The organism is Kitasatospora purpeofusca, assembly GCF_042691725.1.
In the GTDB taxonomy this organism is placed as follows: domain Bacteria; phylum Actinomycetota; class Actinomycetes; order Streptomycetales; family Streptomycetaceae; genus Kitasatospora; species Kitasatospora purpeofusca_B.
The window spans coordinates 5,357,841-5,382,614 of sequence record NZ_CP170483.1; the positions used below are offsets into that span (position 1 = coordinate 5,357,841).

At 75.1% G+C, this 24,774-nt stretch carries 18 protein-coding genes; 13 read left to right on the forward strand and 5 right to left on the reverse strand.

The features are described from left to right. Positions 1-140: 140 nt before the first annotated feature. Complete coding sequence (locus tag ACFCLZ_RS23055; RefSeq protein WP_380278812.1) at positions 141-1,145, forward strand: LysR family transcriptional regulator; 1,005 nt, start codon at positions 141-143, stop codon at positions 1,143-1,145. A 100-nt stretch (positions 1,146-1,245) separates the two neighbouring features. On the opposite strand, the gene ACFCLZ_RS23060 is transcribed toward ACFCLZ_RS23055, so the two are convergent. Beyond that, entirely contained in the window at positions 1,246-1,572 is a 327-nt protein-coding gene (locus ACFCLZ_RS23060; protein WP_344333088.1) for a WhiB family transcriptional regulator, read from the reverse strand. 571 nt (positions 1,573-2,143) lie between these two features. Between ACFCLZ_RS23060 and ACFCLZ_RS23065 the strand changes: the two genes are divergently transcribed. The 4 genes from ACFCLZ_RS23065 (at position 2,144) to ACFCLZ_RS23080 (ending at position 6,851) form a co-directional block, all read left to right on the forward strand. Beyond that, entirely contained in the window at positions 2,144-2,755 is a 612-nt protein-coding gene (locus ACFCLZ_RS23065; RefSeq protein WP_014136228.1) for a response regulator transcription factor, read from the forward strand. A gap of 317 nt (positions 2,756-3,072) precedes the next feature. Then, positions 3,073-3,741 carry an RNA polymerase sigma factor ShbA gene (gene shbA / locus ACFCLZ_RS23070; RefSeq protein ID WP_380278814.1) on the forward strand — a complete coding sequence of 223 codons (669 nt, stop codon included), beginning with the start codon at positions 3,073-3,075 and terminating at the stop codon, positions 3,739-3,741. A 297-nt stretch (positions 3,742-4,038) separates the two neighbouring features. After that, positions 4,039-5,544, forward strand: a complete 1,506-nt coding sequence (gene guaB, locus ACFCLZ_RS23075) for an IMP dehydrogenase (protein WP_380278816.1) — start codon at positions 4,039-4,041, stop codon at positions 5,542-5,544. A gap of 179 nt (positions 5,545-5,723) precedes the next feature. Further along, positions 5,724-6,851 carry a GuaB3 family IMP dehydrogenase-related protein gene (locus tag ACFCLZ_RS23080; RefSeq protein WP_380278818.1) on the forward strand — a complete coding sequence of 376 codons (1,128 nt, stop codon included), beginning with the start codon at positions 5,724-5,726 and terminating at the stop codon, positions 6,849-6,851. 70 nt (positions 6,852-6,921) lie between these two features. Here the strand turns inward: ACFCLZ_RS23080 and ACFCLZ_RS23085 are convergent, their stop codons facing one another. Beyond that, entirely contained in the window at positions 6,922-7,527 is a 606-nt protein-coding gene (locus tag ACFCLZ_RS23085) for a hypothetical protein (protein ID WP_380278820.1), read from the reverse strand. A 254-nt stretch (positions 7,528-7,781) separates the two neighbouring features. On the opposite strand from ACFCLZ_RS23085, the gene ACFCLZ_RS23090 reads away from it, so the two are divergent. Then, a complete protein-coding gene (locus ACFCLZ_RS23090) occupies positions 7,782-9,674 on the forward strand; it encodes a protein kinase (protein ID WP_380278822.1) in 1,893 nt (630 codons plus the stop codon). Between the two features lie 167 nt (positions 9,675-9,841). Here the strand turns inward: ACFCLZ_RS23090 and ACFCLZ_RS23095 are convergent, their stop codons facing one another. Continuing rightward, positions 9,842-10,372 carry an SHOCT domain-containing protein gene (locus ACFCLZ_RS23095; protein ID WP_380278824.1) on the reverse strand — a complete coding sequence of 177 codons (531 nt, stop codon included), beginning with the start codon at positions 10,370-10,372 and terminating at the stop codon, positions 9,842-9,844. A gap of 84 nt (positions 10,373-10,456) precedes the next feature. On the opposite strand from ACFCLZ_RS23095, the gene ACFCLZ_RS23100 reads away from it, so the two are divergent. The 7 genes from ACFCLZ_RS23100 to ACFCLZ_RS23130 all read left to right on the forward strand — a co-directional run bounded on the left by ACFCLZ_RS23100 (position 10,457) and on the right by ACFCLZ_RS23130 (position 22,951). Next, complete coding sequence (locus ACFCLZ_RS23100) at positions 10,457-11,542, forward strand: hypothetical protein (protein ID WP_380278826.1); 1,086 nt, start codon at positions 10,457-10,459, stop codon at positions 11,540-11,542. 173 nt (positions 11,543-11,715) lie between these two features. Continuing rightward, entirely contained in the window at positions 11,716-13,476 is a 1,761-nt protein-coding gene (locus ACFCLZ_RS23105) for a protein kinase (RefSeq protein ID WP_380278828.1), read from the forward strand. Between the two features lie 83 nt (positions 13,477-13,559). Next, on the forward strand, positions 13,560-15,203 hold the full coding sequence (locus ACFCLZ_RS23110; RefSeq protein WP_380278830.1) for a succinic semialdehyde dehydrogenase: 1,644 nt from the start codon (positions 13,560-13,562) through the stop codon (positions 15,201-15,203). A gap of 53 nt (positions 15,204-15,256) precedes the next feature. Next, positions 15,257-17,047, forward strand: a complete 1,791-nt coding sequence (locus tag ACFCLZ_RS23115) for a GMC oxidoreductase (RefSeq protein WP_380278832.1) — start codon at positions 15,257-15,259, stop codon at positions 17,045-17,047. 163 nt (positions 17,048-17,210) lie between these two features. Further along, positions 17,211-18,971, forward strand: coding sequence for a hypothetical protein (locus tag ACFCLZ_RS23120; RefSeq protein WP_380278834.1), 1,761 nt, complete (start codon positions 17,211-17,213; stop codon positions 18,969-18,971). A gap of 1,049 nt (positions 18,972-20,020) precedes the next feature. Further along, positions 20,021-21,616, forward strand: coding sequence for a glutamine-hydrolyzing GMP synthase (gene guaA, locus ACFCLZ_RS23125; RefSeq protein ID WP_380278836.1), 1,596 nt, complete (start codon positions 20,021-20,023; stop codon positions 21,614-21,616). A 246-nt stretch (positions 21,617-21,862) separates the two neighbouring features. Further along, on the forward strand, positions 21,863-22,951 hold the full coding sequence (locus ACFCLZ_RS23130; protein ID WP_380278838.1) for a Rieske (2Fe-2S) protein: 1,089 nt from the start codon (positions 21,863-21,865) through the stop codon (positions 22,949-22,951). 26 nt (positions 22,952-22,977) lie between these two features. Here ACFCLZ_RS23130 and ACFCLZ_RS23135 read toward each other — a convergent pair whose 3' ends face one another. Beyond that, positions 22,978-23,205: a hypothetical protein gene (locus ACFCLZ_RS23135; RefSeq protein ID WP_380278840.1), complete on the reverse strand. Its 228-nt coding sequence runs from the start codon at positions 23,203-23,205 to the stop codon at positions 22,978-22,980. Next, positions 23,202-24,743 carry a PspC domain-containing protein gene (locus ACFCLZ_RS23140; protein WP_380278842.1) on the reverse strand — a complete coding sequence of 514 codons (1,542 nt, stop codon included), beginning with the start codon at positions 24,741-24,743 and terminating at the stop codon, positions 23,202-23,204. Before ACFCLZ_RS23140 ends, ACFCLZ_RS23135 begins: the two co-directional genes overlap by 4 nt. Positions 24,744-24,774 lie beyond the last annotated feature (31 nt).

Consider the following 24,774-nt stretch of genomic DNA (forward strand, 5'->3'; position numbering starts at 1 on the left):
GAGCGCGGTCACTGACCGCAGGCCCGGTCCGCACCCCGCGAGGGGTGGCGGGCCGGGCCTGCGGCCGTTCCGGGCTGTTCCAGCTTTCAACTATCAGTTGAATTTTGCTTAATGCAAAGAATCTCTTATATCTTGGTGGCATGATCGAGGCCCGCCACCTGCGCGTCCTGCGTGCCGTCGCCCGCACCGGCTCCTTCTCCGCCGCGGCCCGCGAGCTGGGGTGCACCCAGCCCGCCATCAGCCAGCAGATGAAGGCCCTGGAGAAGTCCGTGGACACCCCGCTGGTGGTCCGCTCGGGCCGCGGGATGCAACTGAGCGAGGCGGGGCGGGTCCTGCTCAAGCATGCCACCGGGATCCTCGCCGGGCTCTCCGCCGCCGAGGAGGAGGTGGCGGCGATCGCCGGGCTGCGGGCCGGCCGGGTCCGGCTGGTGTCCTTCCCGACCGCCAGCTCGACGCTGGTGCCGCCGGCCGTCGCCCGGCTGCGGGACAGCCATCCGGGCGTGCGCGTGTCGCTGGTCGAGGCGGAGCCGCCGGAGTCGCTGGCGATGCTGCGCGGCGGCGAGTGCGAGGTCGCGTTGGCCTTCCGCTACCCGCAGGCCCCCGGATCCGTCCTCGCGCCGGCGCCCGCGCCCGCGCACGGCACGCCCCGGGAGGCGCGCGCCGAGGCCAATCTGGAGGCCCAGCAGCTGAGCGCCGGGGCCGACTGGTCCGATCTGGTGGTCACCCCGCTGCTGGACGACCCGCTGGTCGGACTGCTGCCCGCCGGACACCGGCTGGCCGGGCGCGGCGGGCCGGTGGAGCTGTCCGAACTGGCGGCGGAGCAGTGGATCGCCGGCTGCCCGCAGTGCCGGGGCCACCTGGTGGAGCTGTGCGCGGGCGCCGGCTTCGAGCCGCGGATCGACTTCGCGACCGACGACTACCCGGCGGTGGTCGGGCTGGTGGCCGCCGGGCTCGGGGTGGCGGTGCTGCCCGGGCTGGCGCTGGAGTCGGTGCGTCCCGACGGGGTGGCGCCGGTGGCGGTGCACGCCGCCTCGGGGGCGCCGGCGGTGCGCCAGGTGGTCGCGCTGACCCTGCCGGACCTCGCCGAGGTGCCGGCGGTGGCGCTGATGCTGGAGCGGCTGGCGGGGGCGGCGGCCGGGCGCTGAGCCGGCGGCGCGCCGGGCCCGCGGCGGTCGGGCCGGGCGGGCTTCGGGCCGCCTTCCTGTGAAGAAACGTTTTCCCCCGCAGTGGGGCGAAGTCGGTGTGCTACGGCTGGGCCGCACTCGGAGCGGCCAGCGGTACTTCCACCAGACGGTTGCGCGAACGGCCCATCATCTCCTCGCGCTCGTCCTCGGTCAGGCCTCCCCAGACGCCGTACGGCTCGCGGACCGCCAGCGCGTGGGCGGCGCACTCGGTGCGCACCGGGCAGCGCATGCAGACCTCCTTGGCGCTCGCCTCGCGCGAGCTGCGGGCCGCGCCGCGTTCGCCCTCGGGGTGGAAGAAGAGCGAGCTGTCCACGCCGCGGCAGGCCGCGGAGAGCTGCCAGTCCCAGAGATCCGCGTTGGGGCCGGGGAGTCGGGAGAAATCTGCCATGGCTCATTCCCTTCAGAGGTCGTCGACCGCGGGCCGGTCGCCGGCGGGGTGCGTCGGCGGCGGCACGGCGGGGCGTCCGGCGCGGTGTGGACACCTGGAAATATGACTTACGGCAACTCCATGGACAAGTCACCCACAGAGTGGCACAACAGTCAATGACCATACAAAAGCTCTAAAAATGGGCAAAGTGGGCATGGCGGCCGGGCCGGTGCTCGCCGGGCGCGGATGTGGCAATCGGGTGGCCGACCGGCGCGCGCGGAGCCGCGCGGGTGTGCCGGTTGTACGCCGACCGCGCGCGAGCTGCGCAAAAGTGCGGCGTGTGCACCGCGATGCGGCTGATCGGTAACGGGTCGGCCACGTACAGTGGTGGAGATGGCCCCGAAGGCCGTAACTCATTCGAGTGATGGTCGTTGGAAGTGCGGAGGCGGTTAGCGGACGCCGGACGTCGGGAACGATCGCGGGGAATCTCAGGCGATCAGCACGGAGTCTGACGCCGATCGGCCGTGTCGGAGAGGTTCGTACCAGCCAGGAGGCTCAACGTGACGCGGATCAGCTGCGGAGGACAACGGTCATGACTTCCGTTCTCGTTTGCGACGATTCCCCGCTTGCCCGCGAGGCGCTTCGCCGCGCGGTCGCGACCGTACCCGGGGTGGACCGGGTCACCACCGCGACGAACGGGGAGGAGGTCCTCCGCCGCTGGGTGGCCGACCGCTCCGATCTCGTCCTGATGGACGTCCGGATGCCCGGCCTCGGCGGGGTGGAGACGGTCCGGCGGCTGCTGTCCGCCGACCCGGGCGCCCGGATCATCATGCTCACCGTCGCCGAGGACCTCGACGGTGTCGCCCTCGCGGTCGCCGCGGGTGCGCGCGGGTACCTGCACAAGGACGCCTCGCGCGCCGAACTGCGGGCCACCGTCACCCAGGCGCTCGCCGACCCGACCTGGCGGCTCGCCCCCCGCCGGCTGCGCAGCCCCGACATGGGCGCGGCGCCGACCTTGACGGCGCGTGAGATCCAGGTGCTCGAAGGCATGAGCCACGGCCGCAGCAACGCCGAGATCGGCCGCGAGCTGTTCCTCTCCGAGGACACCGTCAAGACCCACGCCCGACGGCTGTTCAAGAAGCTGGGCGCCTCGGACCGGGCGCACGCGGTGGCGCTGGGCTTCCGCTGGGGCCTGGTCCGCTGACCGCCGCCGGCGCCGCCGGTTCCGGCACGCTCCGCGCGATTGTCCGTGCGGGGGCGTGTGACGTTACGGTCCCGAGGTTGCACCATGGAGGAGTGGAGCACCTCGGGGACCAGCGGACAGGAACTGCGGCGAACCACGCAGCCGCAGGAGACTCGGCGGACGGCGCCGCGACCGGGACCACCCGGGGCGGCGGGGCGGGAGGCGGGACGGTGCAGGAGGGGCCGGTGGTGCGAACCGGTGCGGCACCGCATAACGTTCCGGTGCACAACTCCGGACGCGGTGCCGCGTTTTCCCGCGCGACCAGGCACCATGGACCGATGCGTGACGACGTGGCCGGGGCTCCCGGTGAGGCGGACCCGGTGGAGGCCAGGCCCTCCGCGCCCGGGTCCGGCCCGGCGTACGCGGAACCGGCCGACGGGCCCGGTGCGCTCGCCGAACTCGTCGCGGCCGCCGTCCGCGGCGAGGGCCCGGCGATCGACGCGCTGCTCGCCCACGTCCACCCGCTGGCCCTGCGGTACTGCCGCGGCCGGCTGGTCCGGCTGCCCGGCGGCGCCCGGCACCACGTGGACGACATCGCCCAGGAGGTCTGCGTGGCGGTGCTCTGCGCGCTGCCCCGGTACCGGGACCAGGGGCGCCCGTTCGAGGCCTTCGTCTACGGGATCGCCGCGCACAAGATCGCCGATCTGCAGCGGGCCGCGATGCGCGGGCCCGGTTCGTCGGTGATCCCGCAGGACGACCTGCCGGAGGTGCCGGACGACGCGCTCGGCCCGGAGGAGCGGGCGCTGCTGAGCAGCGACGCGGCCTGGGCGAAGGAACTGCTCTCCAACCTGCCGGCCCGGCAGCGCGAGCTGGTGCTGCTGCGGGTGGCCGCCGGGCTCTCGGCGGAGGAGACCGGCGAGGTGCTCGGGATGTCGCCGGGGGCCGTCCGGGTCGCCCAGCACCGCGCGCTGAGTCGGCTGCGGGCGCTCGCCGAGGAGTCCTCCTAGCTCCGGAGCAGCTCCGGAGTGACTCGGGAGTGGCTCCGGGGCGCTTTTCGAGCGGCCGGAATGGTCCATGGCCGGGCTGTGTTGTCAAGGGCACACGAGAGCGCATTCGCGGTGCCAGTACCATGGGGTATCGGCGCCTGGGCGGGTCGCCAAAGATTCGACGGTGTGCGCGGGGTTCCCCTGGAGGATCCTCCAACGGCCACCGCGCTTTCGGCGGTCCGAGCGAGTGAGCTGATGACAGCGCCCCCACCCTCAGGGCGCGAGCTGATCGAGCCGGCCACGGAAGGTACCCCCGAAATGTCTTACAACGCCGCAGGCGTACCCGAGAAGTTCGCGATGCTCGGACTCACGTACGACGACGTCCTGCTGCTGCCGGGGGCGTCCGAGGTGCTGCCGAACGAGGTCGACACCTCCTCGCGGGTCTCCCGCAACGTGCGCGTCAACATTCCGCTGCTCTCCGCGGCGATGGACAAGGTCACCGAGTCGCGGATGGCGATCGCGATGGCCCGCCAGGGCGGCGTCGGCGTCCTGCACCGCAACCTGTCGGTCGAGGACCAGGCCAACCAGGTCGACCTGGTGAAGCGCTCCGAGTCCGGCATGGTCACCGACCCGATCACGGTCGGCCCGGAGACCACGCTCGCCGAGGCCGACGCGCTCTGTGCCAAGTTCCGGATCTCCGGCGTGCCGATCGCCGACGAGGCCGGCAAGCTGCTCGGCATCGTCACCAACCGTGACATGGCCTTCGAGACGGACCGCACCCGCCAGGTCCGCGAGATCATGACCCCGATGCCGCTGATCACCGGCAAGGTCGGCATCTCCGGCGTCGACGCGATGGCGCTGCTCCGCCGCCACAAGATCGAGAAGCTGCCGCTGGTCGACGACGACGGCCGGATCAAGGGCCTCATCACCGTCAAGGACTTCGTCAAGGCCGAGCAGTACCCGAACGCGGCCAAGGACGCCGAGGGCCGGCTGCTGGTCGGCGCCGCCGTCGGCGCCAGCGCCGAGGCCTTCGACCGCGCCCAGGCCCTGGTCGAGGCCGGCGTGGACTTCCTGGTCGTGGACACCTCGCACGGTCACAGCCACAACGCGCTGGCCTGGATCGAGAAGATCAGGTCGGCGGTCAAGGTCGACGTGGTCGGCGGCAACGTCGCCACCCGCGACGGCGCCCAGGCGCTGATCGACGCCGGCGTGGACGGCGTCAAGGTCGGCGTCGGCCCGGGCTCCATCTGCACCACCCGCGTGGTCGCCGGCATCGGCGTCCCGCAGGTCACCGCGATCTACGAGGCCGCGCTGGCCTGCCAGGCGGCCGGCGTGCCGGTCATCGGCGACGGCGGCCTGCAGTACTCCGGCGACATCGGCAAGGCGCTCGCCGCCGGCGCCGACACCGTGATGCTGGGCTCGCTGCTGGCCGGCTGCGAGGAGTCCCCGGGCGAGCTGCTGTTCATCAACGGCAAGCAGTACAAGTCCTACCGCGGCATGGGCTCGCTGGGCGCCATGCAGTCCCGCGGCCAGGGCCGCTCCTACTCCAAGGACCGCTACTTCCAGGCCGAGGTGGCCTCGGACGACAAGCTGGTCCCCGAGGGCATCGAGGGCCAGGTGCCCTACCGCGGCCCGCTCTCCGCGGTGCTGCACCAGCTGGTCGGCGGCCTGCGCCAGACCATGGGCTACGTCGGCGCCGCCAGCGTCGCCGAGATGGAGAGCAAGGGCCGGTTCGTCCGGATCACCTCGGCGGGCCTCAAGGAGAGCCACCCGCACGACATCCAGATGACCGTCGAGGCGCCGAACTACAGCGCCCGCCGCTGATCCCGGAACCCGGCCGCAGGGCCCGCCACCCTCGGTGGCGGGCCCTGCGGGCTGTCCGGGGAGCGCCCGCCGGGGGACGGGGCGGCGGGCGGCGCCGTGCGACGGCAGGCGGGTGCGGGATACTGGGGGCGGCCGGGGTGACCCGGCGGGCATGAGCAACACCATCAGAAGGGCTCGAAGTGACTGAGATCGAGATCGGGCGAGGCAAGCGCGGCCGTCGGGCGTACTCCTTCGACGACATCGCCGTCGTCCCCAGCCGCCGTACGCGTGACCCGAAGGAGGTCTCGATCGCCTGGCAGATCGACGCCTACCGCTTCGAGCTGCCGTTCCTGGCCGCCCCCATGGACAGCGTGGTCTCCCCGCAGCAGGCCATCACCATCGGCCGCCTCGGCGGCCTGGGCGTGCTGAACCTGGAAGGCCTCTGGACCCGGTACGAGGACCCGCAGCCGCTGCTCGACGAGATCGCCTCGATCACCGACGAGTCCGCCGCGACCCGCCGCCTGCAGGAGATCTACGCCGAGCCGATCAAGGCCGAGCTGATCAAGCAGCGGATCCAGGAGGTCCGCGACTCCGGCGTGGTCACCGCCGCCGCGCTCTCGCCGCAGCGCACCGCCGAGTTCTCCAAGGCCGTCGTGGACGCCGGGGTCGACGTCTTCGTCATCCGCGGCACCACCGTCTCGGCCGAGCACGTCTCCGGCGCCGCCGAGCCGCTCAACCTGAAGCAGTTCATCTACGAGCTGGACGTCCCGGTCATCGTCGGCGGCTGCGCCACCTACACCGCCGCGCTGCACCTGATGCGCACCGGCGCGGCCGGCGTGCTGGTCGGCTTCGGCGGCGGCGCCGCGCACACCACCCGCAACGTGCTCGGCATCCAGGTGCCGATGGCCACCGCCGTAGCCGACGTGGCCGCCGCCCGCCGCGACTACATGGACGAGTCCGGCGGCCGCTACGTGCACGTCATCGCGGACGGCGGCGTCGGCTACAGCGGCGACATCCCGAAGGCGGTCGCCTGCGGCGCCGACGCGGTGATGATCGGCGCCGCGCTGGCCCGGGCCACCGACGCGCCCGGCAAGGGCTACCACTGGGGCATGGAGGCCGTCCACGAGGAGCTGCCGCGCGGCAAGCGGGTCGACCTCGGCACCGTCGGCAGCACCGAGGAGATCCTCACCGGCCCTTCGCACACCCCGGACGGCACCATGAACCTGTTCGGCGCGCTGCGCCGGGCGATGGCGACCACCGGGTACACCGAGCTCAAGGAGTTCCAGCGGGTCGAGGTGACCGTCAACCCGGCGCTCAACCACCGCTGATCCGGCTCTTCACGGGGCCCCCGTCGCACCGCGCGACGGGGGCCGTGCCATGTCCGGCGGGAGCGGGCGGCTACTGGCGGGTGGCGGCGCGGCGGGTCAGCAGGAAGCCGCCGATCGCGGCGATGCCGTAGAAGACCAGGTCCAGCGGGCGGCGGTCGTCGCGCCAGAGCGGGAGGACGTCGTGCAGCAGCTCGCCGTACCCGGTGCCGGACAGCTCGTGCAGCCGGCGGCTCCCGGCGAGCAGCTGGCCGAGGAACAGCGCGCCGGACGCCAGCAGCGCGCCCAGCGGCGGCAGTAGCCGGCCCGGGCCGCCGAGCCGTCCCAGCGGCCAGGCGACCGCCGCCGCCGGGGCGATGGCCAGCCAGCCGACGGTGGCCTCCGCGCGGGCCGGCGCGCACCCCAACGCCGCGGCGCCGCCCAGCATCGCGAGGACGGCCAGCGCCACGGCCGGGCCCCTCCGGTGCCGGGGGCGTCCCGGGGCGCCGGCGGCGCCGTCGCCCACGGTGGTGTCGGCGGGAGCGGCGGGCTCGCCGGGGCGGTAACCGGCCACCGGGGCGCCGGGCATGCCGGGGGCCACATACCCCTCGGGGGTCTCCGGTTCCGGTGCGACCGAGAAGTGCGGGGCCGTGGGCGGTCGGCCCGACTGGCCGTCAGCGCCCGGTGCGGATGCGGTCATGGACGTCGTGTTCCCCCCGGAAAGACGGTGAGCTGCCGAACGGTAGCAGGGGCCGGAGCGGGGTCGACAGAGTTTTCGATCACAGATCGGGCACGGACCGCAGCCCCGGGCCGGGGGCGTGCCAGGGTGGCCGGGGGCCGGGTGGTCGGGGACGCGCGTGACAGGGGATGATGGAGGCTTGGGCGTTCGGGCCCGACGCCGGTCCGACACGCCGTCACCACGACCGCCAGCAGCACATGGGGGAACGTTCCGAAATGACCCAGGCGCAGGGTTCCACCGGCCGCCTCCTGGCCGGCCGCTACCGGCTGAACGCGGTGCTCGGGCGCGGCGGCATGGGCACCGTCTGGCGCGCCGAGGACGAGATGCTGGGCCGGACGGTCGCGGTCAAGGAACTGCGGATGAACGCCAGCGTGGAGGAGGACGAGAAGCACCGGCTGATCGTCCGGACCCTGCGCGAGGCCAAGGCGACGGCGCGGATCCGGCACAACTCGGCGGTCACCGTCTTCGACGTGGTCGAGGAGGACGACCGGCCGTGGATCGTCATGGAGCTGGTCGAGTCGCGCTCGCTGGCGGACGTGGTCCGGGAGGACGGGCCGCTGGAGCCGGCCCGGGCGGCGGAGATCGCGCTGGACGTGCTCGGCGTGCTGAGCGCCGCGCACGCGCTCGGCATCCTGCACCGGGACGTCAAGCCGTCCAACGTGCTGATCGGTGAGGACGGCCGGGTGGTGCTCACCGACTTCGGCATCGCCAGCGTGGAGGGCGACACCTCGGTGACCTCCACCGGCATGCTGGTCGGCGCGCCCTCCTACATCTCCCCGGAGCGGGCCCAGGGGCAGAAGCCCGGACCGCCGGCCGACCTGTGGTCGCTGGGCGGCACGCTGTACGCGATGATCGAGGGCCGTCCGCCGTACGACCGGGGCTCGGCGCTGGCCACCCTGACGGCGGTGATGACGGAGGACCTGGCCGCTCCGGCGAACGCCGGGCCGCTGCGTCCGGTGATCGAGGGGCTGCTGGCCAAGAACCCGGCGGAGCGGCTGACCGCCGCGCAGACCCGGGCGATGCTCAAGCGGGTGGTCGCGGAGGCGACCGCGCGGGCCGAGTCGACCACCGAGCACGCGGTGCCGGTCGGGGAGGGCGGGAAGAAGCCGCGGATCGGCGGACTGCTCGGGACGGTCCGGGTGGGCAGCCGGGCCGGGGACGCCGGGAGCGGGGAGTCGCCGGTGGCGCCTTCGGGGCCTGCGGGGCCTGCGGGGCCGAAGGAGCCGGCGGGGTCGGGCGAGCCGTCGGGACCCTCGGAGTCGTCGGAGCCCGTGGGGCCCGCGGGGTCCGAGAGTTCGGCGGCCGAGGCGGCCCGGCCGGTGACCAGTGAGTGGCGGCTGGGCGCGACCCAGGCGGCCGGGGCGGACCCGCGCACCGGCCGGCGGCGGCTGGCCGTGGCGACGGTCGTGGTGGTGCTGCTGCTGATCGCGGGCGTGGTCGCGCTGGTCCAGGTGCTCGGCGGCTCGGACGACGGCTCGGCGGAGGGTGCGGGCGGCACCACCACCGCGGCGGCGGACGTCACGCCGGGTGACACGGCGCCGGTGACGGCCTCGGAGGGGGCCGCCCCGCCGCCGAGCGCGGCGGTCGAGCCCACGCCCACCCCGACGCCCACCCCGACGCCCACGCCCACGCCGACGCCCACGCCGACGGCGGCCGGGGTCGTCGTGCCGGCCGGGTACCACGAGTTCAAGGACCCGGCCGGCTTCTCGGTCGTGCTGCCCGACTGGCTGCAGCTGTCGAGCTCGGAGTCGATCCGCCGCACCTTCAAGGGCAACGGCAGCACCCTGCGGATCGAGTGGACGACCACGCCGGGGCCGAGCGCGCTCGCCGACTGGCAGGATTCCGAGCCGGGGCTGCGGGGCCAGGTGACCAACTACCAGCGGGTGCAGTTGCAGTCCGTCGCCTACCGGGAGTGGGCCAACGCGGCCGACTGGGAGTGGACCAGCGGCACCGCGCGGATGCACTCGCTGAACCGGGGTTTCGTCACCGGCTCCCCGGCCAAGTACGGCTACGCGATCTACTGGACCACGCCGGACGCGGACTGGGCCGCGCCGCAGAACGCCCAGGCCCGGCAGACCGCGTTCGACACCTTCCAGCCCGCGCCGTAAGTCGCCCGCTCGCCTCCGGGGCGCTCTGACCCGGCGCCGACGGTCGGCGCTCCCTCGCTTCTCCCTTTCGGCACCGGCGCGCCCCTTCGGCTCGGGGCGGGGGCTCGCCCGCTCGCCGTGGGCAGGGGCTCGGGGCGGGGCGGGTGGGCGTTCGGCCGGCCCGGCCGTCAGCCGATGAGGCGCTGCTTCGCGCGGGTGAACTCCTCGTCGGTGAGGGCGCCGGCGGTGTGCAGGGCGGCCAGCCGTTCCAGCTGGTCCAGCAGCTCGCCGCCGGAGCCGGCGGGGGCCGGGGCGTCCAGCGCCTTCCGGGAGGCCTGGCGGGCCAGTCGGGCGGCGGCGCGGAGCTGTTCGGCGAAGACCTCCGCCTTGACCACGTCCTCGAAGCGGTGCGAGCCGGTCAGCGCGACCACCAGCAGCACCTCGCCGTTGATCCGGGTCCGGGTGACGGTCGCGTCGGTGACCGCCTCCAGCGGAACCGGGACCGGGGGCTTGCCGTCCTTGAGGTAGAGCAGCCGGTGGGTGGTCAGGACCAGGACACCCTTGCGGAAGTGGTCGGGATGGCGACCGGCCGTGGAGGCGACCGGCCTCTCGTCGGGGGCGACGTTCGCCTCGACGGTGCGCAGGGCCGCGTCCCGGTTGTCCTTGTTGCTGTTGCCGGCCACGTCGAAGGCCGCGTCGATCAGATCGGTCCAGTCCATGGACCGAGGGTAGTCCGGCGTCCGCGCGGTGCCTTCCGCGGCCGGCCACGCCTTAGGCTTGGCGGTGAGCGGAGAGGAACACGCATGCGAGCGGGCCCGGGGCAGGTGCTGGCGGGGCGTTACCGGCTGATCGAGCGTCCGGGGGCGCCGAGTGCGCTCGCCGTGGACGAGCGGAGCGGGGAGGTCGTGCGGCTGCGCGCGTGGGAGCTGCCCGCGCGGCTGACCGGGGATCAGGAGCCGGACGGTGACGGGCCGGTGCGGGGGGAGCGGCTGGTGCGCCGGGTGGCGGAGGTCGGTGCCGCCGCGCCGCGGCATCCGCGACTGCTCCAGGGGGCCGGGGCGTTCGTCGAGGGCGACCTGCTCTGGACCGTCGAGGAGGGCCCGGCCGGGCGGCCGCTGGCGGAGGTGCTCGCGGACGGCCCGCTGCCGCCGTACCGGGCGGCGGAGATCGCGGCGGACCTCGCCGCGGCGCTGCGGGCGCTGCACGACGCGGGCCTGGCGCACGGGAACCTGACCGCCGGGTCGGTGCTGGTCTGCGAGGACGGCGCGGCGCTGCTGGGCGGGCTGCTCCCGGGGGTGGCCGAGGAGGTGCTGGCCGAGGAGTTGGGCGGGCCGGGCGGCAGGCGCCGCTACGAGGTCCGGGCCGAGCTGGTCGGGCCGGTGGCCGAGCGCTGGCCGCTGGACGGCGGTCCGGCGGGCGACTGCTGGGCGCTCGGGGTGCTGCTGCACCGGATGGCGACCGGCCGCGCGCCGTACCCGGAGAGCGGGGTGCCGGAGCTGGTGACGGCGGTGCGGGAGGGGCGGCGGGTGCCGTCGGAGGCGTGCGGGCCGCTGGGGCCGCTGGTGGAGCGGCTGGTGCAGTCCGATCCGTCGCGGCGGCCGACGGCGGCGGAGGTCCGGCTGGAGCTGGCGGAGCTGCTGGCGGGCGCGCCGGAGCCGACGGCCGGCGAGCGGGCGGTGCCGCCCGTGCCGGAGCCGCGCCGTCCGGCCGCGCGGCGCGGTGCGGCCCGTCGCGGCGGTGCGGCGAAGGCGGGGCGGCCGAGGGCGGAGGAGCCCGGCCCGGCCCGGCCGCCGAGGATTGCGCCGGCGCTGCTGGGGCCGGTTCTGGTCGGCGGGGTGTTCCTGCTGCTGGTCCTCGGCGTGGCGGCCGTGGTGCTGTTCGCAGGCTGACGGGGCCGGTGGGAACATGGTCGCCACCGTGGCGGGTGGGGGAGATTACCCGGGGGCGGCCGGGGCGCCTAATGTGTCCGTGGGATTTGTTCGATTCAGTGGTCTGCACCGAGTGGTCTGCGCCGGGCCCTCCGTCGCGGTGACGGCAGGTGGACGAGGGGGAGCGGTCACGGATGGGCGCGCAGGACCGGCCGGAGTCGGCCGAGGCGGAGCGGCTGCTGGCCGGGCGCTACGAGCTGGGTGAGCGGCTGGGCCGCGGTGGGATGGGCACGGTGTGGCGGGCCCGGGACCGGATGCTGGACCGCGAGGTCGCGGTCAAGGAGCTGACCGTCAACCACCTCCCCGAGGAGGACCTGCAGATCCTGCACGCCCGGATGAAGCGGGAGGCCGCCGCGGCCGCCCGGATCAAGCATCCCGGCGTGATCACGGTGCACGACGTGCTGGAGCAGGACGGCCGGCCGTGGATCGTCATGGAGCTGGTCGACGGCCGCTCGCTGGCCGATGTGATCAGCCAGGACGGCACGCTGCCGCCGCGCGCCGCCGCCGAGGTCGGCGGCCAGGTGCTGGCCGCCCTGCACCGGGGCCACCAACTGGGCGTGCTGCACCGGGACGTGAAGCCGGCCAACGTGCTGCTGGAGCACGGGACCGGGCGGGCGGTGCTGCTGGACTTCGGGATCGCGACGTACGAGGGCTCGGCCGAGCTGACCCGGCCGGGCGATCTGGTCGGCTCGCCGGACTACCTGGCGCCGGAGCGGGCGCAGGGCGAGCGCCCGGGCCCGGCCTCCGACCTCTGGGGGCTCGGGGCGACGCTGTACGCGGCGGTGGAGGGCGACTCGCCGTTCCGTCGCACCTCGCCGCTGACCACGCTGGCCGCGGTGGTCGGAGATCCGCTGCCGGAGCCGCGCCGGGCGGGGCCGCTGGGGCCGGTGCTGGCCGCGCTGATGGCCAAGGATCCGGCGGACCGGCCGACCGCGGACGAGGCGGCCCGGATGCTGGCCGAGGTGCAGGCCGGGCACACCATGGGGTTCAAGCCGGTCACGCCGGTGCGGATGCCGACCCAGTCGGTGCCGGTGGTGGACCGGTCGGGCGAGCCGGGCGAGGCGGAGGAGCCGGACGGTCCGGACGAGGCGGCCGGGCGGCCGGCGGTGGCTCCGGAGGCGGTCACCGCGGCGCGTCCGGTGGCGGCGGTGGCCGGGGCCGAGGAGTCGGCGGCGGTGCCGGCCGTCGGGGCCGAGCCGACCTGGGAGGTCCCCGAAGGGGCGCCCACCGGACCGGTCGCGCCGGGGGTGCACGCCGATGCGCCGGTGCGCGGTTCGGCCAAGCGCCGGCGAGTGCTGCTGGTCCTGGCGGTCGTGCTGGCGGTCCTGGTCGCCGGGGTCGCCGGGGCGCGCTACCTGGCGGACCGCGAGGGCGGGGACGGGCCGGGCCCGGCCTCGGCGGAGTCCCTGCCGGCCGGGGCCGACGGCACGCCCGCGCCGCCCGTCGGCTACCGCTGGGTGGACGACCCGGCGGGCTTCCGCTTCCCGCTGCCCGACGGCACCCCGGCCTGGCAGCGCACCAGCACGCCCGACAACCAGATCTACTACAGCCCCGACAACAAGGTGCACTACCTGCAGTTCGCGGTCACCGTCGGCCAGTCGGTCCGGCCGCTGGAGCACATGCGGCAGATGGAGAGCACCGTCTCCAAGTCGCTGAAGGAGTACAAGCAGCACAAGCTGACCAGCGTCGCGGTGAACGGCCACGAGGCGGCGGTCTGGGAGTTCAGCTACCTGGCCAAGGAGGGCGGTCGCCGCCGGGCGATCGAGGCCGAGTTCATCGACAAGGACGGCACCAGCTACGCGATCTACTCGTCCAGCCCGGAGCGGGGCAGCGAGTGGAACGAGGCCGAGCAGCGGTTCAACGCGGTGCTGCACTACTTCACCCCCACCCGCTGACCGACGGGGCGCCGCCGCCCGGCTGCCCGGTTTGTTGTTACCGACGGGTACCGAAGTGGGCGCGGAACGCCTAGGCTCGCCCTATGACGGACCTCACAGCAGCTGCCACGGCCCATGACCCCGCCGGCACCGGCTCGCCGGGCCGCAACCCCGCCGCGCCCGGCGGCGGCCGCACCGTCGCCGCGGCCGTGCCGTCGTCGCTGGTCGCCCGGCTCGCCGCCGGGGTCACCGCCACCGGCGAGCCCAGCGTGGTGGAGACCGTCGCCCCGCTGACCGGCGAACGGCTGGCCGGTCTGCCGCGGTCCACCCCGGCGGACGTCGAGGTCGCCTTCGAGCTGGCCCGGCGCGCCCAGCCGGCCTGGGCCGCGCTGCCGGTCCGCCGCCGGGCCGCCGTCCTGCTGCGCTTCCACGACCTGTTGATCAAGCGGCAGGACGAGGTGCTCGACCTCATCCAGGCGGAGACCGGCAAGGCCCGGCTGCACGCCTTCGAGGAGGTCCTCGCCGTCGCCATCGCCGCCCGCCACTACGGCCGCTCCGCCCCGTCCTACCTGCGCGACAAGCGGCACCTCGGCGCGGTGCCGCTGTTCACCCAGGCCGTCGAGGCCCGCCGCCCCAAGGGCGTGATCGGGCACATCTCGCCGTGGAACTACCCGCTGGAGCTGTCCGTCGGCGACGCCCTGCCGGCCTTCGTGGCGGGCAACGCGGTGGTCAACAAGCCGGACACGCAGACCGCGCTGACCGCGCTCTGGGCCCGTGAGCTGCTGGTCGAGGCCGGGCTGCCGGCCGACCTGTGGCAGATCGTGATCGGTGACGGCCCGGTGATCGGCCCGGCCGTGGTCGAGCACGGCGACTACGTCTCGTTCACCGGCTCCACCCGCACCGGCCGCGACGTCGCCCGGCGCGCCGCCGAACGGCTGGTCGGCGCCTCGCTCGAACTCGGCGGCAAGAACGCCATGCTGGTGCTCGCCGACGCCGACCTCGACCGGGCCGCCGAGGGCGCCGTCCGGGCCTGCTTCTCCTCGGCCGGCCAGCTCTGCATCTCGATCGAGCGGCTGCTGGTGCACCGTTCGGTGGCCGACGAGTTCCTGGCCAAGTTCGCCGCCCGCACCCGGGCGCTGCGGCTCGGCGGCGGCCTGGCCTACGGGGCCGACATGGGGTCGCTGGTCTCCGGCCGGCAGCTGGAGACCACCACCCGGCACGTCGAGGAGGCGGTCGAGGCCGGGGCCACCGTGGTGGCCGGCGGGAAGGCCCGGCCGGACCTCGGCCCGTTCTTCTTCGAGCCGACCATCCTGGACGGCGTCACCCCGGACATGGCGGTGTGCGGCGAGGAGACCTTCGGCCCGGTGGTCTCCGTCTACCGCTTCGACACCGAGGAGGAGGCGGTGGCCGCCGCCAACTCCACCCCGTACGGCCTCAACTCCAGCGTCTGGACCAGGGACGTCCGGCGCGGCCGGGCGGTCGCGGCCCGGCTGCGCACCGGCACGGTCAACGTCAACGAGGCCTACGGCGCGGCCTACGGCTCGGCCGGCTCGCCGATGGGCGGCATGGGCGACTCCGGGCTCGGCCGGCGGCACGGCGCCGAGGGCATCCTGCGGTTCACCGAGGCGCAGACGATCGCCAGCCAGCGGCTGCTGCCGCTCGCCCCGGCGCCCGGCCAGGACGACCGGCAGTACGCGGCGATGATGACCGCCGGGCTGCGGATCCTGAAGGCCCTGCGCGTCAGGTAGCCCCGGCGGTGGCCGGCCCCGTTTCGTGGACGACTTCGAAGGAGCAGTGGCAGATGGTGGGTTCGGCTGAGGACCGGGAGTTCGACTACGACGTGGTCGTGGTCGGCTCCGGTTTCGGCGGTGCGGTCTCGGCGCTGCGGCTGACCGAGAAGGGGTACCGGGTCGCCGTCCTGGAGGCCGGGCGCCGCTTCGACCGCGACGAACTGCCCCGCAGCTCCTGGGACGTCGCCGACTACCTGTGGGCGCCGAAGCTCGGCCTCTACGGCATCCAGCGCATCCACCTGCTGGCCAATGTGATGATCCTGGCCGGCGCCGGGGTGGGCGGCGGCTCGCTGAACTACGCCAACACCCTCTACGTCCCGCCGAAGGCGTTCTTCGAGGACCGCCAGTGGCGCCACATCACGGACTGGCAGGAGGAGCTGGCGCCGTTCTACGACCAGGCGCGGCGGATGCTCGGGGTGCGGCTCAACCCGACCGTCACCCCGTCCGACGTCCACCTGCGGGCCGCCGCCGAGCGGATGGGCGTCGGCGACACCTTCCACATGGCGCCGGTCGGGGTCTTCTTCGGCGACGGCGAGGACGGCGACGGCACGGCGAAGGCGGCGCCCGGCGGCGAGGTGGCCGACCCGTACTTCGGCGGCGCCGGTCCGGCCCGCCGGGCCTGCGTCGAGTGCGGCGAGTGCATGACCGGCTGCCGGCACGGCGCCAAGAACATGCTGACCGAGAACTACCTGTACCTGGCCGAGCGGGGCGGCGCCGAGATCCACCCGCTCACCACGGTGGCCCGGATCCGCGAGTGGGGCGGGGGCTTCGCGGTGGACGTCCGGCGCACCGACAGCCGCTCCGCCACCGACCCGGTCAAGGCCGGGGCGCGGACGGTCACCGCCGCGAAGGTGGTGGTCGCGGCGGGCACCTACGGGACCCAGTCCCTGCTGCACCGGATGCGCGCGGCCGGCCACCTGCCCCGGATCTCCGCCCGGCTCGGCGAGCTGACCCGCACCAACTCCGAGGCGCTGGTGGGCGCGCAGACCACCGACCGGCGGTACGGCGCCCGCGCGGACTTCACCAAGGGCGTGGCGATCACCTCCTCGATCCACCCGGACGAGAACACCCACATCGAGCCGGTCCGCTACGGCAAGGGCTCCAACGCGATGGGCGCGCTGTCGATCGCCCAGGTCCGCGGCGGCGGGCGGGTCCCGCGCTGGCTGCGCTACCTCGGCAACTCGGTCAAGCACCCGGTGACCTTCGCCCGATCGATGAACCAGCACCGGTGGTCCGAGAAGACGATCATCGGTCTGGTGATGCAGTCGCTGGACAACTCGATCACCGTCTCGCTGAAGGAGAAGGGCCTCGGCAAGGGCACGCTGACCTCCCGCCAGGGCCACGGCGCGCCCAACCCGACCTGGATCCCGGCCGCCGAGGGCGCCGCCCGGGCGCTCGCCGACGAGATCAACGGCTTCCCCGGCGGCAGCGTCGGCGAGATCTTCGACATCCCGATGACCGCGCACTTCCTGGGCGGCTGCCCGATCGGCGACTCCCCGCTGACCGGCGTCGTCGACCCGTACCACCGGCTCTACGGGTACCCCGGGATCAGCGTGGTGGACGGTGCGGCGGTCTCCGCCAACCTCGGCGTCAATCCGTCGCTGACCATCACGGCGCAGGCCGAGCGGGCCATGTCGATGTGGCCGAACAAGGGCGAGCGGGACGCCCGTCCGGCGCCCGGCGAGGACTACCGCCGGGTCGCCGCCGTCCCGCCGGCCGCCCCGGCGGTGCCGGACGGGGCGTTCGGAGCGCTGCGGCTGCCGCTGCTGGCGGTGCCGGAGGTGCCGAAGAAGCAGGCCTGACCCGTCGGCCGCCGGGCGGGCGGGCACCGCCGGGAACGTCCCTGAGGTGTCCCGCGCCCTTCCGGCGGCGCGTGACCGGTTGACAGCCGTCCGGACCCGGTGGGAGAAAAGGGGCGCCCTGGGAGACCAGGAGATCGTTCGTTCGGACGGGGGGACGCGGTCCATGTCCATCTGCGCATCCTGCGGCGCGGCTTCGGCGGAGGGGGCGTTCGGCTGCGCGTCCTGCGGGCGGCCACTGGTGTCGCCGCCGGCCGTGCCGCCGGTCCTGTCGCCGCCGCCTCCGCCGCCGCTTCCTCCGCCGCCGTCCGCGCCGCCGTCCGCCGGGGTGCCGTCGCCGGGGAAGCCGCCCGCGCCCGCCGACCTGCCGCCGCCGGTGCTGCCCCCGGCGCCACCTGCCCCACCTGCCCCGCCTGCTCCGCCCGCCCCCGCCGCCGCCCCGCCGGACGTCGGCGGCCCCTGGGGCGCCGGCCGGCCGTACGACCCGGCCGCCGGCCGGCCCGCCGCACTCGCCTGGCTGACCGGCGCCGACTGGCGCCCGGCGCTGCGCGCGGTGGTCGCGCCCACCGCCGTCCTGCTGCTGGCCGCGCTCGTCGTCGCGATCCCGGGGGAGTTCTTCCCCTACGTCGCCGCCCTCGACCCGCCCTCCTACGGCAAGCGCTTCGGCACCGCGCTGGCGGTCGTCCTCGGCGCCCTCGGCGCGCCGTTCCAACTGCACGTCGGCACCGGCGGCCGGCCCGACCTCGCGAGCGGCAGCGAGACGCTGGTCCGCGCGGTGCCGCTGACCGTCACCGCGCTGTGGCTGCTCGCGCTCTGGCTCGGCCTGCGGATCGGGGCGCGCCGCGCGCAGGAGCGCACCGGCGAGCAGCAGACCCGCCGGCAGGCGACCGGCGAGGCCGTGCGCACCGCCGTGGTCGCGGCCGCGGTGACCGTGCTGCTCGGCCTGGTCGGCGGCGCCACCTGGCACCCGGCCGGCCGCTTCGACGTCGACGTCGCCTCCGGGGCGCTCGGCCGGGCCGCCCACGCGTCCTCGGCCGGCTGGATCGAGGCGGCCGGCTGGACGGCGCTGCTCGCCGGGCTGCTCGCGTTCGCCGTGTACGGCACGGACGCGCTGCGCTGGGCGGCCTGGCGCAACCGGGCGGTGCGCGGCTGGGCGGTCGCCGGGCTGGCGGCCGGTCGCGCGCTGGCGGTCTCGGTCGGCGTGGCGGCGGCGGTCGGTTTCGTGGTGGCCGCGGTCCTGAGCGGCGACGAGGGCGCCGGAGGCGAACTGACCGGCACCGTGACGGCCTTCCTGCCCAACGTCGGCCTGATGCTGCTCGGGCTGGGCTCCGGGGCGACCTTCCGGATCAGCAGCGAGATGCCGGCCGCCGTCGACTCGGACTGGTACCGCGACCCGCGCGACGTCGACGAGTACTCCTTCTTCGACCTGCACGGCGCGAGCGGCGACTGGCGCTGGACCGGGCTGCTCGCGCTGGCCGCCGCCGCGGTGCTCGGCTGGACGGCGTACCGGCGGCGGCTGGACGCCGCGGACCGGCTCCGGCTGGCGGTGGTGTACGCCGTGGCTCTCAGCCTGCTGATGCTGGTGTCGGGGGCGCTGAGCTCCTCGAAGGCCACCGTCCGCTTCCTCGGCCGCGGCGAGGACACCGGGTTCGAGAGCGCGCTCTGCCTGGTGCCGTGGACGCTGCTGGCAGCCAACGCCGTCTGGGCGGCGGTCGGCGCGCTGGCGGTGCCGCCGCTGCTGGCGGCCCGCGACCGCCGGGTGCAGGCGCCGTCGGCGGCGGTGCCGGCGCAGCCGGAGGGGGAGTACCCCGCCGGTGCGCCGACGCTCTCGGAGGTGATCGGCTCGGGCGACGGGCAGCGGCCCGCCGAGCGGCGGCCGGAGGGCGAGGACCCGGTGGACCCCAGCGTCTGGAGCCGCCGGCCGTAGCACGCCCTGCGATCCGGGGCGCCGGTCCGCGCGACCGGCCCCGGACAGGGCAAAGGGCCCCGCGGGGGAACGGGGCCCTTTGTCGTTCAGCACTCGGCGTCAGGGCCGCGCCGGTGCTGGGTGACGGCGCCGGGGGAGGAGCGCCGTCCGGACGGTTGGCTCGGTGGCGGCGCGCCGCCGCTCCGGCGGGGGTGGGCCGGCGCGCGCGGGCGCGAAGTGCCGTGGCGGCGGTCCGGCGGGCATGCCCGCATCGGACCCTCGCTCACGGAGCGTGAGGTGGCAATCGTTGCCACCGCGGGTCTCGGCGGCACCGGGACGGTACTCCGCAGGCGGCCCTTCGGCCGTCGGGAGAACCTCTTCCACGCAGCATCGTCCTGGACGAAGGGCTTGCTCTGCAACCGATTCGGCATGATTCGGTCCAGGCCGTTTCCGGCCGGGCCGGTGGCCGGTCCGAGGCCGGGGCCCGCCGCGCCGGGTGCCGGGACGGTCGGGGGAGGGGCGACAGGGATGATCACGGTGCGTAATGGTGCTGGCCGGAGCGCACGGGGACGTGCGCAGCGGCGCGGGGGTGGCGGACGGGGTGCGCCGGGATCGCGGCGGGTGCGGCGGCCGGCCCCGGGCGTCCCCGGCGGCCGGCCGCCCCACCTCCTTGGTCCAGTCGCGACCGGGTTCGCTGTCCCCTGCTGGCCGGCCGCAGCACCCGCGCGCGGTCCCACGGCGCGCCGCTCCCCGGCCGGGGCCGGTTCTCCGCGACGGCGCCACGCGCGCCGGTGGACTGGGGGTGAGCTCCACGCGTGGTCCTGCAGTGCCGTACGGAGGCGCCCTGGCCGGGGCGGGGGCGACGCGTCTGGCGGGCGCGGCGCGGATCGTACGGTCCGCCCGGAGCAACGAACCGGCGGCCGCGGGGGTCACGGTCGGCGGGGCGGGCAGACGAGTGAAACCGGCCAGCCCGGTAGACTCGGTGGCAGACCCCCGCCCGTCGCCCGCCGTGCACCCCTCCGTAGGGCGCGCCGCGCGACACCTTTCGTACCGCTGCCGGAAGGCCGTCTGTGTCCTCTGCTACTCCCGTCCAGTCCGTACCTGAGACCGACACCGTCCTGGTGGTCGACTTCGGTGCCCAGTACGCCCAGCTCATCGCCCGTCGGGTGCGTGAGGCCCGGGTCTACAGCGAGATCGTGCCGAGCAGCATGCCGGTCGCCGAGATGCTCGCCAAGAACCCGAAGGCGATCATCCTCTCCGGCGGTCCCTCGTCGGTCTACGAGGAGGGCGCGCCGCAGCTCGACGGCGCGATCTTCGAGGCCGGCGTGCCGGTCTTCGGCATGTGCTACGGCTTCCAGCTGATGGCCAAGACGCTCGGCGGCACGGTCGACAACACCGGTGCCCGGGAGTACGGCCGCACCCCGCTGACCGTCTCGCGCACCGGCTCGACCCTGTTCGAGGGCGTCCCGGCCCAGCACTCGGTGTGGATGTCGCACGGCGACGCCTGCTCCGCGGCCCCCGAGGGCTTCACCGTCACCGCCTCCACCGACGTGGTGCCGGTCGCGGCCTTCGAGAACGACGAGGCCCGCCTCTACGGCGTCCAGTACCACCCCGAGGTGCTGCACTCCGACCACGGCCAGCAGATCCTGGAGCACTTCCTCTACCGCGGCGCCGGCCTCGCCCCCACCTGGACCACCGGCAACGTGGTCGAGGAGCAGGTCGCGGCGATCCGCGCCCAGGTCGGCACCAAGCGCGCGATCTGCGGCCTGTCCGGCGGCGTGGACTCGGCGGTCGCCGCCGCCCTGGTCAACAAGGCCATCGGCGACCGGCTGACCTGCGTCTACGTCGACCACGGCCTGATGCGCAAGGGCGAGACCGAGCAGGTCGAGAAGGACTTCGTCGCCGCCACCGGCGTGCAGCTGAAGGTCGTCGACGCGCAGGAGCGCTTCCTGGACGCGCTGAAGGGCGTCAGCGACCCGGAGGAGAAGCGCAAGATCATCGGCCGGGAGTTCATCCGGGTCTTCGAGCAGGCGCAGGCCGAGATCATCGCCGAGGCCGGCGAGCACGGCGAGTCGGTCGACTTCCTCGTCCAGGGCACCCTGTACCCGGACGTGGTGGAGTCCGGCGGCGGCACCGGCACCGCCAACATCAAGTCCCACCACAACGTCGGCGGCCTGCCTGAGGACCTCCAGTTCGCGCTGGTCGAGCCGCTGCGCAAGCTGTTCAAGGACGAGGTCCGGATGGTCGGCCAGGAGCTCGGCCTGCCGGAGGAGATCGTCCAGCGCCAGCCGTTCCCGGGCCCGGGCCTGGGCATCCGGATCGTCGGCGAGGTCACCAGGGATCGCCTGGACCTGCTGCGCGAGGCCGACGCGATCGCCCGCGAGGAGCTGACCGCGGCCGGCCTGGACCGCGAGATCTGGCAGTGCCCGGTGGTCCTGCTGGCGGACGTCCGCAGCGTCGGCGTCCAGGGCGACGGCCGCACCTACGGTCACCCGATCGTGCTGCGCCCGGTGTCCTCCGAGGACGCCATGACGGCCGACTGGTCGCGTCTGCCGTACGACGTGCTGGCCCGCATCTCCACCCGGATCACCAACGAGGTCCGCGACGTCAACCGCGTGGTGCTGGACTGCACCAGCAAGCCGCCGGGCACCATCGAGTGGGAGTGAGCACTCCCCGCCCCGGCCGGTCCTGACCGGTTCTGAACACCCGCGCCGCCGCCCCCGTACCAGGGGTCGGCGGCGCGGGTGTTCGGTTGCTCGCCCACTCGCTCCGGGCGCTTCGGCCCGGTCGGCCCGGGGGCGGTGACTTCGTCCCGGCCCCGGGTGGGCCCTCCCACCGAAAGCGCTCACGAGCGGGCAGAATGCGTCCGGACCTGTCAGGCGGTGACGGGCCGGTGAAGGAAGGTGTGGGGAATGACGGAGGCCAGCAGCTCCGTTTCGGCCGGGCCGGGTGCGGCCGGGGCCGGGACCATCGGCGAGGGCACGGCCGGTCCGGCCCCCGGTTCCCCGGCCGGCGCGGGCCCGACGGGCGCAGCCGGGCGGATCACCGCGTGGAAGGCGGCCGGTTCGCGGCTGGCGCTGCTGCCGCTGCGGATCTTCCTCGGCGTCACCTTCGTCTACGCGGCGCTCGACAAGCTCTCCGACAGCCACTACCTGGCCGGGGCCGGCGACCCGGCTTCGTTCGTCTCGCAGACCCGGGCCGTCAAGGGCTCCAGCCCGATCGACTTCCTGCTCGGCCCGGCCCTGTCCCACCCCACCCCGTTCGCCCTGCTGGTCGCCTTCGGCGAGCTGGCGGTGGGCCTGGGCACCCTGCTCGGCCTCTGGGGCCGGCTCGCCGCCGCCGGCGGGGCCCTGATCAACCTCACCCTCTGGCTCACCGTCAGCTGGACCGTCGCGCCGTACTACCTCGGCAACGACCTCGCCTACCTGATGGCCTGGACGCCGCTGGTGCTGGCCGGCACCCCGTACCTCTCGGTGGACGGCTACCTCGCCCGCCGCGCCGCCCGGGACCGCAGGCGCGGCCTGCGCGAGGCGCACGTCCGGCGCCGGGCCCTGATGGACGGCGGCATCGCGGCCGTCGCGATGGGCGGCGCCGGACTGCTCACCGGCTCGCTGACCGCCACCTTCGGGCGGGACAAGCCCGGCGCGGACGCGAAGGCGAAGCAGTCCGCCGTCCCGGCGCCGGCCGCCGCGCCGGTCACGCTGGACGCGGCGAGCGTCCCGGTCGGCGGCTCGGCCCAGGTCAAGGACCCGGCCAGCGGCGACGCGGTCTACGTGGTGCAGCCCAAGGCGGGCCAGTACTGCGCGTTCTCCTCGATCTGCACGCACTCCGGCTGCGCGGTCGACGCGCCCAAGGACGGCAAGCTCTCCTGCCCCTGCCACGGCTCCCGGTTCGACGCGGCCACCGGTGCGGTGGTGAACGGCCCGGCCACCAAGCCGCTGCCGAAGTACCGGGTCACCAAGGAGGGCGACAAGCTGCGGCTGGGGCCGCTGGAGAGCTGAGGAGCGGGCCAGGAGCGGGCCAGGAGCTAGGACACGCCCCGGTCCGGTCCCCGGTCCTCCGGCCGGGAGCGGCGCACCGCCGCCGCCACCGCCCCGGCCAGGCCGCCCAGGCCCAGGACGATGAAGGTCACCGGGATGACGATCCGGCCGTTCACCGAGACGTCGTTCACCGCCGCCACCAGGTAGAGCACCGCGATCGCGGTGAACAGCCCCCCGGCGATCAGCGAGAACAGGTCGAGCTGGTGCTTCCTCACTGCTGGACCACCTTGACGTTGCCGAGCCCGACCTTCAGCGTGAGGTCGAGCGTGCCCTTGGATGCCTGTCCGTTCGCCGGGAGCAGCTGGTAGGTGCGGGTCCCCGGCCCGTCGTCGTAGCCCTCGCGGCCCGTGATGCGGACCTCGACCAGGCCGATCTCGCTGCGCACGTTGACCGTCACGTCCGGCGGCACCGTCACGGTCAGGTCGCCGGCGCCCAGTTCGGCCGTGGTGGCCAGGGTCGCGCCGGCCGGGTCGAGCGCGCTGAGGTCCAGGCGCAGCGAGCCGACCCCCAGCGCGTACTTGGGCTGCAGCTCGGCGGCCGTGGCGACGGTCCAGGTGCGGTCGCCGGCCACGTTGCGGGTGGTGACCGAGGAGCCGCCGATCGCGGTCAGCGCGACGGTGAGCAGCAGGCCGGGGACCACCAGCCGGCGGGCCCGGCCGAACTTCGCGCCGAGCAGCAGGGTCAGGCCGATCACCAGCAGCGCGGTGGCCAGCACGCTGCCGGCCCGCACCGTGGCCCCGCCGTCGGTCGAGGCCGACCAGACGGCGCTGGCGGCGCCCACCGCCAGCAGCAGGCCGATCAGGCCGAGCGGGGAGCGCTCGCGCCGGTGCACCACCACGGGCGGGCGCGGCGCGGGCGGCGGGCTCGGCGGGACGGGGCCGGCCTCCTTGCGCAGCGGGTCGCCCTGCGGCAGGTCGGTGCGCTGCCACCACGGGCGGGTCGGGGCGCCGGGCGGCGGGGTCGGCGCGGTGCCGCCGTACGGGTCGCGCTCGGGGTGGCGCGGGTCCCACAGGTAGCCGGACGGGCCGGCGTGCGGGGTGTCGGCGGGGACGGTGCCGGCTTCGCGCGCGGCGGCGTGCCGGGCGCGGGCCTCCTCGGCCGCGGCCGGCTCCTCGCGCGGCCAGCGGTAGCCGCTCGCGGCGGTCCCGGCGGGGTCCCCGGCGGCGGGGCCGGCGTCCGGGAAGTACCGGTCGTACGGGCCGCCCTGCGGTCCGCCGGTCCCGTTCCCGGTCCCGTACCCGTGGCCGTGCGGGTGGTGGTGCCGGTGGCGGCGGCCGCGGATCCGGCCGCCGCGCCGGCGCTCGGGGTCGTAGCGGACGGCGAGGAAGACCAGCCCGGCGAGCAGGATCAGCGGGAACAGCTGGTTGCCGTCGCCCATCGAGGAGAAGAAGACCCCGGTGCCGATCACGGTCAGCAGCACCGCGCCGACCGACTGGCCGTCCACCCGGCCGGTGAGCACCCGCTGGAGCTCGGTGCGGCCGGAGCGGCCGCCCTTGCCGTCCGCGCCCGGGTCGGTCGGCACGATCAGCCAGGCCAGGCCGTACAGGAAGAGGCCGAGGCCGCCGGAGAGGCAGAGCACGACCGTCACGACGCGGAAGACCACCGGGTCGATGTCCAGGTGCCGGCCGAGGCCGCCGCAGACGCCGGCCACCACGCGGTGGTGCTCGGCCCGGGTCAGCGGGGGCCGGTCCGGCGCGGGCGGGGCGCTCGTCCCGGCCTCGTGGAACTCCTCTGTGCGGTGGTCTTCGGTCATGGCCACCATCCTGGTGGGTCCCGGACCCCCG